This is a genomic window from Mucilaginibacter terrae, from assembly GCF_031951985.1.
GTDB lineage: Bacteria > Bacteroidota > Bacteroidia > Sphingobacteriales > Sphingobacteriaceae > Mucilaginibacter > Mucilaginibacter terrae_A.
In genome coordinates this window covers 1,164,258-1,182,025 of sequence record NZ_JAVLVU010000001.1, presented here as the reverse complement: position 1 = coordinate 1,182,025, position 17,768 = coordinate 1,164,258, and the positions used below count along the sequence as shown (strand labels likewise).

9 protein-coding genes are annotated in these 17,768 nt (G+C 43.5%); 5 read left to right on the top strand and 4 right to left on the bottom strand.

The window, feature by feature from the left end:
- Positions 1–10 precede the first annotated feature (10 nt).
- From QE417_RS04945 to QE417_RS04930, 4 genes are all read right to left on the bottom strand, one after another.
- A complete protein-coding gene (locus QE417_RS04945; protein ID WP_311947918.1) occupies positions 11–1,102 on the bottom strand; it encodes a phytase in 1,092 nt (363 codons plus the stop codon).
- Positions 1,103–1,166: 64 nt separating this feature from the next.
- Positions 1,167–2,423 (bottom strand): right-handed parallel beta-helix repeat-containing protein, encoded by a 1,257-nt coding sequence (locus QE417_RS04940; RefSeq protein WP_311947916.1) that lies wholly within the window; start codon positions 2,421–2,423, stop codon positions 1,167–1,169.
- Between the two features lie 18 nt (positions 2,424–2,441).
- Complete coding sequence (locus QE417_RS04935; RefSeq protein ID WP_311947914.1) at positions 2,442–5,228, bottom strand: TonB-dependent receptor; 2,787 nt, start codon at positions 5,226–5,228, stop codon at positions 2,442–2,444.
- A 254-nt stretch (positions 5,229–5,482) separates the two neighbouring features.
- Positions 5,483–7,126 (bottom strand): tetratricopeptide repeat protein, encoded by a 1,644-nt coding sequence (locus QE417_RS04930; protein ID WP_311947912.1) that lies wholly within the window; start codon positions 7,124–7,126, stop codon positions 5,483–5,485.
- A gap of 877 nt (positions 7,127–8,003) precedes the next feature.
- On the opposite strand from QE417_RS04930, the gene QE417_RS04925 reads away from it, so the two are divergent.
- From QE417_RS04925 to QE417_RS04905, 5 genes are all read left to right on the top strand, one after another.
- Complete coding sequence (locus QE417_RS04925; protein WP_311947911.1) at positions 8,004–10,556, top strand: SusC/RagA family TonB-linked outer membrane protein; 2,553 nt, start codon at positions 8,004–8,006, stop codon at positions 10,554–10,556.
- A 46-nt stretch (positions 10,557–10,602) separates the two neighbouring features.
- The gene (locus QE417_RS04920; RefSeq protein ID WP_311947909.1) at positions 10,603–11,151 is read left to right on the top strand and encodes a hypothetical protein; all 549 of its coding nucleotides are present in this window, start codon (positions 10,603–10,605) and stop codon (positions 11,149–11,151) included.
- A gap of 6 nt (positions 11,152–11,157) precedes the next feature.
- Positions 11,158–12,882 carry a RagB/SusD family nutrient uptake outer membrane protein gene (locus QE417_RS04915; protein WP_311947906.1) on the top strand — a complete coding sequence of 575 codons (1,725 nt, stop codon included), beginning with the start codon at positions 11,158–11,160 and terminating at the stop codon, positions 12,880–12,882.
- Positions 12,883–12,932: 50 nt separating this feature from the next.
- A complete protein-coding gene (locus QE417_RS04910) occupies positions 12,933–15,992 on the top strand; it encodes a SusC/RagA family TonB-linked outer membrane protein (RefSeq protein ID WP_311947905.1) in 3,060 nt (1,019 codons plus the stop codon).
- A gap of 101 nt (positions 15,993–16,093) precedes the next feature.
- On the top strand, positions 16,094–17,749 hold the full coding sequence (locus tag QE417_RS04905; protein ID WP_311947902.1) for a RagB/SusD family nutrient uptake outer membrane protein: 1,656 nt from the start codon (positions 16,094–16,096) through the stop codon (positions 17,747–17,749).
- Positions 17,750–17,768: the final 19 nt, after the last annotated feature.

The window sequence follows — 17,768 nt, the reverse complement described above, 5'->3', positions numbered from 1 at the left end:
AAGATGATCGTTATTTCACTTTCAATTCCTTACCGGCAATATCTTCCCAGCGGTAATAGTGAAAAGTTTTATCCGTGCTCATCACCACAAAAATGCCGTGTTTGAATTTATCGCCCAATGGTTTTGCCAACACCTCCGAGCCATCGCTCTCGCGTGCAGCAACCGGTACAATTTTCAGCAGTTTATGGTCAAACGGCTTGTTGGCCGTTCCCTCGCGGCTAAACACCTGGAAACGGTTAGCGCCCTGGTCTGATACTAAGATGTATCCTGTGGTATCAGTCAGTTTGTATATTGAGATACCCTCGTGGTCTACCGCAAAACCTGTGGTGCCAAATATAGATAGCTGTTTATCGCCTTTATCCGGATCGGCATAGTATTGGCGTACGCCTACCTGCTCATCCGAGTAGTATACATAACCCAGCTCGTTATCAACGGCAATGGCCTCAATTTCTTTTTTGCCACTGTACTCACCAAATTTACGAACCAATGTAGCTTTAACGTGGCCAGTGCCATCATCGGTTAACAAGTACTGCCATAAATAACCACCGGTTGTGGGGCCATTTTTACGGCCTACAATGGCGTAAATTTTACCGTCTTTAGCGGTATACATGGCTATGCCCATCAGGTCGCGGTGCTCAAAGCCGGTTTGGCCCACAAACATTTCCAGCCCGCCGTTATCAACGGGTTTCATATTGGGCAGCGAGTATATGCGCAGTTTGTGGGTAATGCGCTCAGTCGTTACGGCAATATCGGTAGGCTTTCCGTTCAGCATTAAGCCGTAGGCTACGTCAACGTTGTCAGGTCTTTTCAACCCTTTAACCACTTTGTCTTTCTGAATTTTACCGTCAAGATCAAATACGTATAATGCGCCTTCGGCATTTTTATCGGTACCAATAATGAGGCTCTTAGTACTGTCATCAGGGTTAACCCAAATGGCCGGATCGTCGGTATCAAACTCAACCGGCTCAGTAACCACCACCGGCTTTACCTCGGCAGATACAGGCACACCGGCTGGCAGGCTTTGCTCTGATGAGGGCGGCTGGCAAGACGATAGTAATGCCATGACTGCCAGTGGTGCAGCGTAAAAAAATATTTTGTTCATTTATCTGTTATGAAAAAATAGCGGGAGGTATAGCACTCCCCGCTATTGAATATTAAACAACCGATTATTTAAGACCGTAAGCTCCTACATAAGCCGATGGCTCGGGAGATTTGTATACGATACCATTTAAGGTTAAACCTGCCGCATGGTGGCGGGTAAAGTTGGTTTTACCTTTGGTAAGTGCAGGCGAACCCGGTAGTAAATGAAAATCCCAGGCGGTATTGAATATGGCGTTGATGGTAGGGGTGTTTAACGGGTAGTTTACAAACTTCGGATCGTTCTCTCCGGCAGTTGTTCCTCTAACGTTATCAGTACCGGCAATAATATCGCTGGCTGGTTGAAACTGGTTAACCGTTGCCTGGTCATACCCATAAAAGTAGTTATTGCTGAATACCGAACGTGAATCTTCAGGACCTTTAGTATCTCTTTTTATACCAAAACGCGTATTGGCAAACAGGTTATTATAAACTTCGGCACGTACACTGGCCTCCACCCAAACCGAACCACCTTTGGCAGTCGGTCTTCTCCAGCCGGTATTTACCATGGTGTTGTTGTAGGCAATAATGTAGGCCTGAGGGTTGCGGTCGCCACTGTTTGATAGCTTAAACGCGTTAGTATTGGTAGCGTATATCAGGTTATAAGCTAAATCAGCCAAACAGCCCGATTTAAAGTTCATGGCCTCGCCGCCGGTTACACCTGTGGTGTAAAAAACGTTGTTGGCAAAAATGATCTTTCCACCCTCAATGTAAGTACAATCTTCCTGCAGGTTACGAAAAATGCTGTTTACGACCACCAGTTTGCCGTTAACGTTAGAGAACCATAAGGCAGGCAGGTTTTCGCCGGCCTTTGCTTTATATAAACCCTGTTTTACTGAGGTAGATGCATCTGATGTGGTAGAACCTGCATACTCTACGATGGTATGATCAAGTACCAGTTCGGCACAGGTGGGTGATGCCAAAATGCCACCCCATAATTTGCCAAAGCGCTTGGCTTCGGTTTTATATAACTCATTTACGGTAAAGCGTACCGGGTTTTGCTCGGTACCTAATGAGTACAGGTTACCTTTTACAATAAACTCAGGCTTGGCAAGGGTATCCATTAAAATGGTTACACCTTCTTCAATAATGAGTGATTTACCGGCAGGTATCACCACGTCGCCTTTAATTACCTGGGTGCTTCCTCTTTCCCAAACACCTGATACTTCGCCCATGGCGGTACCATCGCCGGGCGAGGTGTCAACATCAACATTTGCTTTTTCACATCCCGTGAAAATTATAGCCAGAAGGCCTAAAGCGGCTAAAAATGGTTTTAAAGTCTTCATATTAATTTTTTAAGATGTTTACAGTTTGTAACGTATGCCTAATAAATAGCTTTGCTTGTAATAATCGCTGCGTATTAAAGTTTGGCCGTTTGATGCAACTTTGTCGTCGAGCTTAGCATTTTCAGCACTTGTTCCTTTTATAAATAGTTTGGAAGGTGTGTTTAACAGGTTGCCTGCTTTAATAAATACAGTAATGCCGTGTTTTAGCTTTTTCTCGGCCGATGCATCCATTTGTACAAATGGTTTTTGCCAAAGGTCATTATTTAAAAACTGTGATACGGTATTGATACGCTCACCTGTGTAAGAAGCTGCCAGTTGTGCATCCCATCCTTTTTTAGTGTCTTTATACAATAACGATACATTAGCCACATGCTCTGACTGGCCATAGAGCGGACGGGTTTGGTTTACCAGGTAAGGCAGTACTTGTGCCGTAGCAGGGTCTAAATGGCGCATGGTTTTTGGCGTAGTAATGCGCGAGTGGGTGTAGGTGTAGTTGGCTTTAATGCCAATTTTGTTGAAAAATTTAATGTAATCAACCTCTGCACCGTAGTTGCGGGCTGTTCCAAAGTTGCCAGGGGTATAGTAAATATCCTGACCACGGGTGGCATCGGGCTGGAAGGTATACTCAATCGGGTCTTTGATTTTTTTGTAAAATACACCAACCAGTAATTGCTCTGATGCTCCGGGGAATAACTCATAACGCAGGTCATAGTTATCGGCCAGTGCACGTTTCAGGTCGGGGTTGCCGCGTTCAACGTAGTCTTCGTTAGGGGCGCCTCCGGGTACGATTTCATAAAAGCCCGGGCGATTTAATGCCTTGTAGTACGAACCATGTAGCTGTTGTTTAACACCGAGTTTATATTTTACCACTAAGCTTGGTAGCACATCGGTATAAACCTGGTTGCCGTTTGGGCGTAGTTCTCCTTGCGGAAACAACATGCGGTAGCCTTGGTTGGTATGTTCAACACGGGCGCCACCAATTACCTGTAATTTATTGGAGGTTAATTTAAACATGCCATAGCCTGCACCCACTTTTTCAGATGCTTCGTAGGTTTGTGAGTTTTTTACACCACCGGTAGGTGTGGCTAGCGATAAGGCTACGTTAGCATAGCTATTATTATAATCGGAATAGGTTGTGCCGGCATTAGCAGGTGCTAAAGTATAGTTGTTGTAAAAGTTGCTGCGGTCTTTATCGCGGTATAAACCACCGGTGCTAAAATCAACAGTTGCACCTGCAATTTTTGCAGTGTAAGTAAGGTCGAGGTAACCGGCTTTATCTTCGTCGGTGTTGCGTTGCCAGCGGCGTGTTACAGGTGCCGAGGTTACCAGTACCGTTCTGTACTCGTTAAAGTTTTGGCGTAAACCGTTTAAACTAATGGTGGCAATATCGGGCTGATCATTTTTAGCCGATGAATACACGCCCGACCATTGTATCTTGAACTTGTTTTTAAACAAGCTGTGATCGCCATGCAGGGTGCTGCTGTAAATTTGTTGCTCGGTTAAGCGGCTGCGTGTTGAGTAAGTTAACTCGGCATTACCGGCTTGAGCATTGTAAACCGAACTGTTAAAGTTTGTGGTAACACCATCCCGTATCTGCGCGTTATCAAGCCTTACGTAAACATTGTAAAGGCTTAATTTATTGTTGTTGTTAAAGGCATAATCAACCTTGCTATGTAAACCGTAACGCTTTTGCTGTTCAGAGAACTGCCTGTCGGCGCGGCTGGTGATATTGCCAAAAAGATTGGTTTCAGAAATAACAGATGTATTTTGGTTATAAAGTGTGTTATTACTGCCACGGTAAGTGTTTTGGTAACTTCCGGCCAAAATAACACCCAGTTTGTTGTTTAAAAAACGCTGGCCGATTGACAAGCTACCAACGATGTTTGGAGGAGGAACTTTTTGGCTGTAGTTAAACACGCCTTTATTAAAATCGTTAGCTGTTGCCTGGTAAGCACGGCCATTAACCTCGTAAGGCGATTTGTAATTAGTATTAGAGTGGTCGAAACTCATAAACTTACGATCAAAATACAACTGGTTGTACCCTGTGGCAATGTTTCCGTTAATAGTTAAGCGGCTTGGTGCTTCTTTCATCACCATATTGGTTACACCACCAACGGCATCACCTTCCATGTTAGGGGTAAGGGATTTAGAAACTTCTAAACGGTCTAACAAATCAGCCGGGAAAATATCAAGAGGTACATAACGGTACTGATTCTCGGGGCTTGGTATTTTTATGCCGTTTACCAGCGTATAGCTGTAACGCTTATCCATGCCGCGTATAATGGCATATTGGGCATCACCATTGCTGTTGCGCTCAACCGATACGCCCGATACACGCTGAATAACGTTAGCCACCGTAATATCAGGCGATACCTCAATGGCTTTGCCCGATACCACATTCATAATCTGGACCGACTCCTGCTCTAACCTGCGGGCTTCACGCTCAGCCGAACCATCTCTTTTGGTAACCACAGTTACTTCGTTAAGATCTTTGCCTGCCGGCTCAAGGTAGAATTTTAGGTGATGATAATCGTCTTTATCTTTAGTGGCAACAATTTCCATGGTTGCGCTTTTGTAAGCTATGTAGCTAATGCGCAGGGTATAGGTACCTGGCTTTACATCTTTAAAAGAAAATGAACCGTCTAAGCCGGTTGAAGTTCCTTTACCGCTTCTTTCGAGGCTTACAGTTGCGCCGGTTAAAGGCTCGCCTGTTTTTTGATCATACACGTGACCTTTGATCTCGGTGGCATTGGCCGCCGCCACAAAGCATACGAGATATAAAAGGGTTTGTAAAAGTTTGTTCATTTGTTAGGGTGAATTTTGATACAAAAATTTTAGTCGATTTTTTGATGTCGCAAAGGTGTATCAGCCTGCAGCTTTAAATGAAATTTTGAGGGTTACAAAAAGGAAACACCGTTACATATACCGTAAATTAAATAGCAACATGTTTTTATAAAGCATTGATTTTTAGAAATTTGAAATGTAAATTAATCTCCATTATCATTACTTAACCGTTACGTTAAGCTATTGTTAAGCGTTCAAGGATTTGAAAAGTGAGGCTACAATCCTTGTATAAATGATGATAGATTATCGCCTTGTTCGAGGTTGAGTTTTTTGCGCAAGCGGTACCGCGCAACCCTTAAACTATCCATTGATATGCCCAGCAGCCCGGCAATATCTTTCGATTCCATATTTACTTTAAGTAGGGCTATCAGTTTAATATCTGTTGAGGTAAGATCGTTGCTATGTTGTTTAAGGTTATCAAAAAAGCTTTGGTGTACCTGTTCAAATGCGGTAGTAAATTCTTTCCAGTGTTGCTCGTGGCTAAAGCTTTGATTTATTTGCTGGATAATTTGCTGCATTTGTTTCTTTTGGTCGCGCTTATCATCTTTCACCATTTCCTGTAAGGTGTTGCGCATACCCTCAAGCAATTGGTTGTTTTTAATAAGGTTAAGGGTATGTGTTGATAGCTCGCGGCTTTTGAGTTCTAATTGCTGCTTCAGGCTATCTTCTTCCAGGTTTTTATTTTTAAGCTCCAGTTGCATCAATTCCTTTTGTGCTTCGTAAATAGAGCGGTTTTGATCGGCCAAAATCTTTTGATCGCGTAATTTCAGGCGTTGCCTGCTGAAAATAACGATGGCTATAATTATGAGCAGTGCCGAAACTGTAATAACTGCAGCTGCAATAATGCGGTTGGTTTTGCGAATGGCATTAAGGCGGGCAATTTCATCGCTCTTTTTATCAATATCATACAAAACCTGTAAAAAGGCGGTTTGATTTAGCGCCTCTTTAGAGTAAACATCCAGCGAGTAGCGGCGGCTAAGCTCTATATAATGATAGGCACTGTCCATTTGCCTGAGCAACTGGTAACTCTTACCCAAATCACGGCTTGATGCTGCCAACTGGTACAAATTATTGGTTTGTAATGATAGGTTATAAGCCTTGCGCGATTGGATAATACTTTCGGCATAGCGGCCGGTTTTGCGCAATACATCCCCAATATTATTAATAACCTCTATGCTGGCAATGGTATTGTCATCCTGGTCGTATAGTTGTTTTGATTTGGTAAAGCATGTATAAGCTGAATCATATTTAGCCAAATCTTCATAAATGCTGCCCAGGTTTTCATAAATTTTGGCTGCACCCTGTTTTAAACTAACTTGGTTGTAACGGGCAAGAGCTAAATGCTGGTAGTAAAAAGCACTATCGTACAGCTTACGTTTTTCAAACAGGTGCCCCATGTTGCCATACACCTCAGCCTGGCCTTTTAAGTTATTGCTTGAGCGGTATATACTTAATGCTCGTTTATACAATGAGCGCGATTTATCTAACTGTTTATTATAGTAATAAAGTATTCCCATTTTGGCCAGATTACCAGCAAGCAGATCTTTGTTTTTTTGCTGGCCAAAAAGCTTATCGGCATGCAGGTAAAAATCTAAAGCTTGCGCATAGTGCCCCTGGTTATAACAAATTTGTCCCATCCGTTGCAGGCTTATACCTGCGGTGGTTACATCGTTATTATTTAATGATTCTGCATGAATTTTTTTTAGAATAACAAGGGCCGAATCTGGGTGACGAAAGGTTATTTCATCTACCTGATCCAATAATTTATTATATGGAAGATTGCTTTGGGCTGAAGTTGCAGCCGTTATCAGCAATAATATTGGCAAAAGCCCAATAAGCCTTAACCAATTAGGAAACATATTTGATACGATTAGCAGGGTTTTGTACAAATAAAAGCAACTAATATTAAGTTGATGTTAACTTAATGATTAAGCAAATGGTTTGTTAACAAAGCAGAGTAAGCGATGAGATAATTATGATAAAAGGAGGCATCTCGACTCAAAAAATTCATCTGAATACACCTTTAAAGGCCTTTGTTGCATATTAAATGCAAAATAATTTTGTGCGATGTAAACGTATTATGGCAATACATTTATAATATGTAAAACACATTACAGGCTTAAAATTCAGCACATAACAATTGTACAGTTATGCGCATTAAGCGTATCGTTTAATTTGTAATGAATTAAATATCAATTATTTATGATGTTTTTGGTTTGTTTTTTTGAATGAATATTTAATACTTTTGACCTGTTTGATAACCAATTCAAGGTTTATCAAGCCAAAACCAATTAGTATAACAGTAAAGCCTTTATTTAAATGATAGCAGGATTGCATTCGATTATGTGCTTCCTGAATTTTTTAAAGAATGGCTTTTTACAAATTAAACCCCAAGTATGAACCAACAGTACACCAATGTTTTAGGACAAACCTGATGTCTTACAATTCTTTTAACATAACTACTATTTAACAACCAATACAACCAAATTAATTATGAATAAAACTTTACTTCATTTCTACCACACGACAAGTTAGTCCGTAATTCTCAAAATTCATTTCATGTGCAATGCTGCCCATCAGGGGCCATTGAAGTAAGTATGGCTTACAACCGGAATTTGAAAATTTGCTCAAATCCGGACTTGAATTTTATTGCCCAAAATATGGGTGATATACAGCGTTTTGTGCAATTTTTATTTGACCAATTAATAAACACTTACCAAACCTTAATTAATTTATATGGATAGATTTTTCCATTTGAAAGGAAGTTTACCCGTCCGGTCACACTTCGATCTCCAAAGGCTAAAAGTGCGGCTTGGGCTGTTTCTTGTCTTTTTATTTTGCCTCACCGGAGCTGTTTATGCTCAAACCAACGTAACCGGTACCGTTCGCGATACCAAGGGCGTTCCGCTGGTGGGGGTGAGCGTTAAAGTTAAGGGTGGCAAAGGCGGCACCATTACCGATGTAAATGGTAAATACTCGCTACGGGTACCTGCGGCAGGTACCGAGCTAACATTCACCTACATAGGTTTTGTAACTAAAGATGTAACCGCCAAAGACAATATACTTGATGTTATTTTAGAAGACAGCTCGCAAGGCCTCAATGAAGTTGTGGTTGTGGGTTACGGCCAGCAAAAAAAATCGACGCTTACCGGTGCTGTTTCTCAGATCAACGCCGAGGAGATCATGAAATCGCCTACGGTTAACCCCACCAATAGTTTGATTGGTAAATTACCTGGTTTATTAGCCGTACAAACCAGCGGCCAGCCCGGTGCCGACGGTGCAGCCCTTAAAATACGTGGTGCAGCTACGTTTAATGATGCATCGGCCATTGTAGTGGTTGATGGTATTGAGCGCCCCGGCTTTAATGATATTGATGCCAGCGAAATTGAAACGGTTACCGTGCTAAAAGATGCGGCCGCCACAGCTATTTACGGTATACGTGGCGCTAATGGTGTAATTGTAATTACCACCAAGGTGGGTAAAATTGGCAGGCCTAAAGTTACTTATACAGGTAACGTTGCCTTACAAACTTATACCGGTTTGGCAGTGGGCTTAAATGCTTATGATAATGCTTCTTTATTGAACCAGGCTTATCGTAATGATAGTCAAACGGCTCCATTTACCGATGATGAATTGCAAAAGTTTAAGGATGGTTCAGACCCTTATGCCTACCCTGATGTACAGTGGTTTGATTATTTAACACGAAAATATTACACACAAACACAGCATAACATTAACATAAACGGCGGTACTAAATTTGCCCGATACTTTGTTTCGGCAGGTTATGCCTTTCAGGATGGTATTTTCAAAAAGTTCGACTCTCCATACGGTATCAATACCGTTCCCAACTTTAAACGCTATAACTTCCGGTCAAACCTCGATTTTACGCTGAGCAATAACTTAACTGTTGGGCTAAAATTAGGCGGCCGTTTTTCTAACCGTTACCAGCCAGCCGGCTTATTATCATCTTCGGCGTTTTCATATGACACCATCGAGGGCATGATCTCGCGTATATTACAGGTTCCGGCTTATGCCTATCCTGTAACCCTGGCCGATGGTCGCATTGCCCAAAATCCATCAGTAGGTACCAACATTTGGAACCCATATGCTGTGCTAACCCGTTTTGGTACCCGCAACGATGATAACAACACTATCGAAAGCACCATTACGCTCGAGCACAAACTGGGCTTTATTACCAAGGGCTTAACCTTCCGTACCAACTTTGGTTATGATTCGTATTACCAAAACGTAGCCCGCCGTAATGCCAACTGGGCTGCTTATGTGCAAGACCGTAAAACCGGGCAGATAACACTTTCAACAGATACCCGTAACCGCGATGAGCCTTTAGGTAATATTAACCTTACGACTACCGGCAGCACCACCATGAACCTGCAATCGGGTTTTTATTACAACCGTGCGTTCGATAAGCATACCGTATCGGGCTTATTATTAGGTACCCGCCAGTTAATCCAGGGACCATCTGATCCTAATAACACCATTTTCACCGCTCCGCCAAAGGCTGCACAAGGTATTGCTGCAAGGGCAACATACAACTATGATGAGCGCTACTACGCCGAGGTGAACATTGGTTATAACGGATCTGATAACTTCTTTTCGGATGCCGGTAAACAATACGGTTTTTTCCCGGCGTTTTCGGCAGGCTGGACAGCAAGCAACGAGAAATTCTTTAAAAAGAACGACATCTTAAATTACTTAAAGTTTAGAGGTAGCTGGGGTATGGTTGGTAACGACAGGCTAAATGCCCAGCGTTTCTTGTTCTTAACCAGTTACACCAGCAATGCCAGCATTCAGTTTGGTTCGCCTAACTCGCCAACTAACTATCCAACCATATTTATCAACGATACCAACCTTGGCAACCCGCAAATAACCTGGGAAACCGGTACCAAGCGTAACATTGGCTTAGAAGCACGCTTTTTAAACGATGCAATTAAGTTAAACGTAGATGTGTTTGATGAAACCCGCAGAGATATATTAACGCCACGCCGCAGCGGACTATTAACCTTTGGTCACGCATATCCTTCCCTAAATATTGGTGAGGTTTACAACAAAGGTTACGAGATTGAATTAGACTATCAAGGCAAAATTGGCGACTTTTTATTAGGCCTTAACGGCCAGCTAAGCTTTGCCCGCAACGTAGTGCGTAATGCCGATGAGCCACTGGGTATACCGGAAGGATTAAAAATTGAAGGCAAGCCGGTAGGACAGTTCATTGGTTATATAAACGACGGCTTTTTATACTTCGGCTGCAGATATTGCAACCTCAGTTAAACCACAGGGTGGTACCGTTATCCCGGGCGATTTAAAGTTCAAGGATTTGAACGGCGACGGTGTAATTACTTCTGACGACCGTACCGGTATTGGTTACTCGCCAAACCCGGAGTATATATACAGCTTTACCCCGCGCTTTGCTTACAAGGGTGTTACACTATCGGTTATGTTCCAAGGTGTGGCGCATGTTAGCTCAAACCTTATCCTTACCGAGCAAAATAACGGGCAGCAAATGTATCCGTTTATGATGAACGCCTGGACGCCGCAAAATGCAGCTACTGCCACCTGGCCTGCATTGCACGCAAGGGGCTACACCGGCTTAAATTATGCCTTAAACGATTATATTCTGCAAAATGCAGCTTACCTCAAGATCAGGAACGTGGAGTTGGCCTGGAACCTGCCTAAAAAATGGTTTACCAAACTCAACCTGGGTGGCGTAAGGGTATTCCTTAACGGGCAAAACCTTAAAACCTGGACACCATTTAAAATGTACGTAGACCCTGAAAACCTCAACGTGGTTAACCAGGCGTTCCCGCTGCAATCGCTTTACCCATCTTCGCGCATTTACAATTTTGGCGTAAACATTCAATTCTAACCCACCATGAAAGGATATAAAATATATACAATAGTGCTGCTGCTGTCGCTGGTGAATACTGCTTGTATCAAAAGCTTCCTCGACAGAACTCCCGGCGTACCGCTCGATGATGATAAAGTGTTTGCCGACCCGGTGCAAGCGGCGCGCTTTGCGGATAATGCATATAACAGCTTAATTAACGATTATGCCCGCTTTAATGATCACCGCGGGTCAACCTCACAAGCCTCTGATGAAGCCGTGTCGGGAAACTCTGAAAGTTCGGTTACTACCTTAAACCGTGGGTTATATCATGATCATTCGAACACGGCATCGCTTAATGATATGCGCGATGTTTGGAAACGTATGTACGAGGGCATTGCCATCACCAATAAAATGCTCGATAGGATGTCAACCGTGCCAAGTGCTGCAATTTTCCCGGCGGCAAGGGTTGAAGGTGAAATGCGTTTCCTCAGGGCTTTCTTTTATTTTGAATTGATTAAAAGGTTTGGCGGCGTACCTATTATTGACAAAGAGTATGGGGTAAACGATGATGTAAACCTACCTCGTAAAACTTATGATGAATGTGTAGCTTTTATTAATTCTGATATTGATAAAGCCGTTCCATTATTAGGTAACGAGGCCGATTACAGTGCATCAAACTATGGCCGTGCAACTAAAGGTGCAGCTTTGGCACTTAAATCACGGGTGTTGCTTTATGCAGCAAGCACGTTAAACAATCCATCAAACAACATACAAAAATGGAAAGCTGCTGCCAATGCTGCCAAAGCAGTTATTGACCTTAACTATTATGTGCTCAACCAATCGTATGATAACATCCTGAATTTTAACCCAACCCCGGGTACGCCTTCAGAGTATATCATGATCAAGATCAGGGGGCCGCGTGCTATTGACGGTATTTTTGCCGATTACGCCATGTCGCCCGGTTCGGGTGGCGCGCAGGGGCAAATGAACCCTACACAAAACCATGTGGATATGTACGAGGCGGTTAAAAAAGATGCGCAAGGTAATATTACCAGTGCTGCCGCTATTACCGATGCTACATCAGGCTATAATCCGCAAGCGCCTTACGTTAACCGCGATCCGCGCTTTTATTCCAATATTTTGTACAACGGTGCTCCGTGGCAGGGTAAACAGATCGAGACCTGGTCGCAAACTGCTGCAAATGGTTCAGTATCTTACGGTAAAGATTACAATGCCAGTAACATCACTTACACCGCAACCCGCTACTACTGTAAAAAATACTGGCCCGAGGTTTATGTACGCTTAGGCGGTACATCGGGTACAACGCTGTTAAACTACATCTTCTTCCGTTACGGTGAAATTTTGCTCAACTATGCCGAAGCACTGAATGAATCGGATGGTCCGGTTACCGATGTTTACAATGCAGTAAACCAGATACGTGCCCGCGTAGGCATGCCGGGCTTACCTGCCGGTTTAGACCAGGCTAAAATGCGCGAGGCCATCAGGCGCGAACGCGCTATTGAACTGGCGTTTGAAGATCACCGCTGGTACGATATTATGCGCTGGAAAAACGGCCCCGATGTAATAGCCAAACCCATGTACGGCATGAACGTGGTGAAAAACACCAATGGCACATTCACTTATACACCGGTGCTTTTAGGTACCAATTTCCAAAAAGTATATCTCGAATACATGCACCGCTACCCAATTCCAAAACAGGAAATATACAAGAGTAAAGGAGTGCTGGTGCAAAATCCCGGATGGGAATAACAGGGAGAGATGTTCATTTTCATTAATGCCTAAAAGAATCTTATTCAGTTATGAAATTTCAAAAACTTAATTATATAGTATGCCTGCTGTTTTTATGGCTGGGCATACAAAACGCATATAGCCAGGACAAGCCCGACCAAAACATAACGGTAAAGGGCAAGGTGGTTGATCAAAGTAATAACCCTATTCCGGGCGTAAACGTTTTTGTGCAGGAATCGAAAGTAAATTCCGGCGTAAATACCGGTGCCGATGGCAGCTTTACGCTTGAATGTACTACCAGCGATGTATTGGTATTTCAAATGAACGGTTATTTAACCCTTACCAAACCTGCCCCCGAGGCAAATAAAGGAAGTGTAATCCTAATTAAATCACTCATTGATGCCGGTGATGATGATAATGTCTACATTCCGTTTGGTATTCGTAAAAAGCGCCAGGTATCGGCTACGGTGAGTACCATTAAGGGCGATGATTTACCGCAAATACCATCATCTTCATTAAACAATGTACTTACCGGCAGGTTACCGGGCCTACTCATTACGCCCAATGGTTCGCAGCAACCAGGTTATGATGTGTCGAGTTTTGTAATCCGCGGTCGTTCATCATACAATAATAACCAGGAGCCATTGGTACTGGTTGATGGGGTAGAGCGCGAGTTTAAATCAATGGACTTGGGCGAAATTGAAAGCATCAGCGTATTAAAAGATGCGGCTACATTAGCCTGGTATGGCATGTACGCAGCCAACGGGGTAATTTATGTGCGCACCAAACGCGGCAGCGCCACCAATACCAGGGTAACGTTTGATGCACAGGCCGGTGTTTCGCAACCTTTGCAAATAACCCGTCCGCTCGATTCGTACACCTATGCCACACTTTACAACGAGGCACAGGTAAACAGTGGTGGTACGCCGGTTTACAACGCAGCAGCATTACAGGCTTATCAGGATGGCTCAGATCCGTACAAATATCCTAACAATAACTTTGTTGATGGCTTTATACGCAAGGTTGCCCCAACCCAACGCTATGTAACAACGGTGAGCGGCGGTAACTCATTTGTTAAGTTTTTTACCCTGTTAAGCTACTATAACCAAGGCGGTATATACAAAGGTGGCGATAATCCTAAATACGATGCCAATACCAATTTTCAGCGTTATAACCTGCGCAGCAATATTGATTTGCACGTAAATAAAAACCTGGATGTGAGTTTAGACGTGGGGGGGCGTATTTATAATCTGCGCTTTCCAAATGTGGGTACCGGCACTTTCCTTAGCACGGTTTACAGCACGCCACCTAATGCCTTCCCGCTGTTAAATCCTGATGGTAGCTATGGCGGTACTTCGTTGTTCCAAAAAAGCAACCCATTAGCCATGATGTCGGCCGCGGGTGTAAGTACCGATTTAACACGTAATATGATGGCTAACATCAGCGCCCGCCAAAAAATGGACGGTATAGCTAAGGGTTTATCGCTTAACTTATTATATACCTATGATGTGTTTGGCTTGTATCGTTCGGGCTTTACGCAAGATTACGAAACCTACGAACCCAATGGCACCGGCGGCTACAACCGTTATGGCACGGCCTCCATTGTAAACTATTCGGGCAATAATTTTTCGGGCAATATTCGTAAGTATGAGTTTTGGGGAGGTTTTGATTACGACCGCACTTTCGGATTGCATGGTGTAAACTTCAGTACCCGTTTTTCCAGAGCTAATTACTCATTATTTGGTCTTTTAGACAGCAAGCGCGAAGGTATATCGAACCGCCTATCTTACAATTACAACCAGCGTTATTTTGTTGATGTAATTGCAACCTATTCGGGTTCTGAAAACTTTATGCCGGGCAGGCGCTTCGGCTGGTTTCCTGCTGTATCGGCCGGATGGATCATTTCTGATGAGAACTTCCTGAAAGGTACTAAATTTCTTGATTTTCTAAAACTGCGAGGCTCATATGGTTTAGTAGGTAATGATGCACTTTCTTCGTTAGGAAACCGCAGGTTTGCATTCCTCAATAACTACAACCGCAGTGCAACAGGTTACAACTTTGGTACCAGCTATACAGGTGTAGGTGGCACCGCCGAAAACGCTTTGGCTAATCCTAACCTTACCTGGGAAAAAGCTTATAAAACCAGTATAGGTTTCGATGCAAAATTATTCAACCAATCCGTGTCACTAAGTGCCGATTATTTTTATGAGGACAGAAAGAACCTGTTAACCAACTCTTTGCTGCCAAGCATTATAGGCCAATCATTAGTACAGGTTAACGAGGGCGAGGCCGAATACCGTGGCTTTGAGGCTGAAATTAACTGGCATAAAAAGATCGGGAAAGTTGATATTAACCTGTTTGGTAACTACACTTACAGCAACAGCAAGATCCTTTCAATAAATGAGGGTGCCGGTTTGCCCGATTACCAAAAGCAATTAGGCCACCCAATTACCAGCGTTTTACAGGGTACCAGTTACATCCGCAACTTTTTGCAGGCCGATGGTATATTCCAAACCCAGGCACAAATTGATGCTTCGCCGGTGCAGCGTTTCTCGCGTACGGTTAAACCGGGCGATATTAAGTACAAGGATATTAATGGCGATAACGTAATTGATAACCTTGATTTTGTGACTACCGATTACAACTTTGTACCAAAATCATACTTCGGATTTGGAACCAATGTAGCTTACAAAGGTTTCGACGTATCGTTGTTCTTCCAGGGAGTAGCGGGGCGTACCATTACCATACAAAACCTGGTTAACTCGGGTAATGCCAATAATGGTTACTTAAACCAGTTTAGCGTTGACCGTTGGACACCTTCAACCCCCAATGCGCTTTATCCGCGCCTTCTGTTAAGCGATCGTGGTAACAACACACAAAATTCTGATTTCTGGCTACGTTCGGGCGATTATATCAGGTTGAAAAATGCCGAGCTGGGCTATAGTTTCTCACCAAAAATCATCAAAAAACTGCGTTTGCAGCAGTTGAGATTATATGTAAGTGGCTTAAACCTGCTCACGTTTGATAAGCTTAAAGGCTTGCCATTGGATGTGGAATTACCGGAATCAGGTTATAACACCTCGTACCCTTACATGCGTATTTACTCATTTGGTTTGAACCTGAAATTTTAAACGAACGATTTAATTGAAAACGATTATGGAAAAAGAAAATATTAGGTCTGTTCTTAGCCGCTGTAGCCGTTGGCCTTGCCGGATGCGAGAAGGACAGCTTTTTGCAGGATGGCTCCATCCCTTATGATGGCTCGGTAACCGAGGCGCAGGAGTGGGCCAACCCCGATTTTGCCCGTAATTTTTTAAATAATGTTTATTCAACCCTGCAAATGCGTTACAGCCTTGATGGCGATGGCTCCATGCTGGCTGCCGGTAGCGATGAGGCGGTTAATTCAAACCTCAACTCAAATATTAATATTTTTAACAACGGTACCTGGAGCCCGGTGCGTACTATTGACGAGGTATACACCAACATGTACCAGGGTATTCGTAAAGCCAATATATTTTTAGTGAAAGCGCCTACCAGCGCCATAATTCCTTCGGATGGTTTAACCTTTGCGCAAGATGTGGCAAGATTGCGAGGCGAGGCATTCTTTTTACGTGCTTATTTTGAGTTTGAACTGGTGAAGCGTTACGGCAGTATGGTGTTGGTGACCAAAGTATTAGATCCTAATGAAAGCCTCGACCTTCCCCGTAACTCATTTGACGATTGCGTGAAGCAAATTGCGCTTGATTGTGATTCGGCCATTGCCCGCTTACCCGAGTGGACTCAAGCATGGACCGTGGGTACCGATAAATCAAAATTTGGCCGTGCTACGCAAACAGCGGCTATGGCTTTAAAATCGAGGTTGTTGCTGTATGCTGCCAGTCCGCAATATAACCCCTCGGGCGACCCGGTTAAATGGCAGGCCGCAGCCGATGCCGCCAAAGCGTTAATGGACCGTAATAAGCACAAACTTTACACAACCGGCAATACGGCTTATCAAAACATATTTTTATGGAACATCAGCGGCGCGGCTTATAATGATGAGGTAATATTTGCTACATCAACCTCAAACAGCAATAGTGTTGAAACCGATCATGCACCCATTAGTTATGATGGAGCAACTGGTCGCACCAACCCAACGCAGGAAATGGTTAACGCATTTGAAATGCGTACAACCGGCAGATTTATTACCGATGCGGCATCGGGATATAGCGCAGCCGCACCTTATATCAACCGCGACCCGCGTCTTGGTTTTGCTGTGATGTTTAACGGATCGACCTTTAAAAGCAAAACAGTTGATACTTATGTTGGCGGCAAGGATGGTTTAGGCACTAACGTTAATGCCACTAAAACAGGTTACTACATGCGTAAGTTTTTGGCCGAGGCTGCTGTATGGAATACTTCGGCAAATACCAATGTGCGTAAGCCATGGGTGGTATTCCGTTATGCCGAAACTTTGCTGAACTATGCTGAAGCTTTAAATGAAGCACAGGGAGTAGGGGCGGCTACACAGGTTTTAGCTGCAGTTAACCAAATCCGTGGTCGTACGGGTGTAGCTATGCCGGCCTTGCAAACCACCAACCCGGCTGGTAATGGCTACGTTGCCCCAACTAAAGAAGCCATCCGCGAACGCATTCGTAACGAGCGCCGTGTTGAGCTTTGCTTTGAAGAACACCGCTTTTATGATGTGCGCCGCTGGAAAGAAGGTGAAACCACATTTAATAAACCGGTAACCGGCATGCGCATTACACTCACTGCCCCTAACACATTTACCTATCAAACATTTAATGTGGAAGACAGGGTGTTTACTTCTAAGAATTATCTGTTCCCTATTGCACAGGTGGAGCTTAACAAAGCTCCGGCCTTAAAGCAAAACCCGGGCTATAATTAATATTTGGTTTGAATATGGG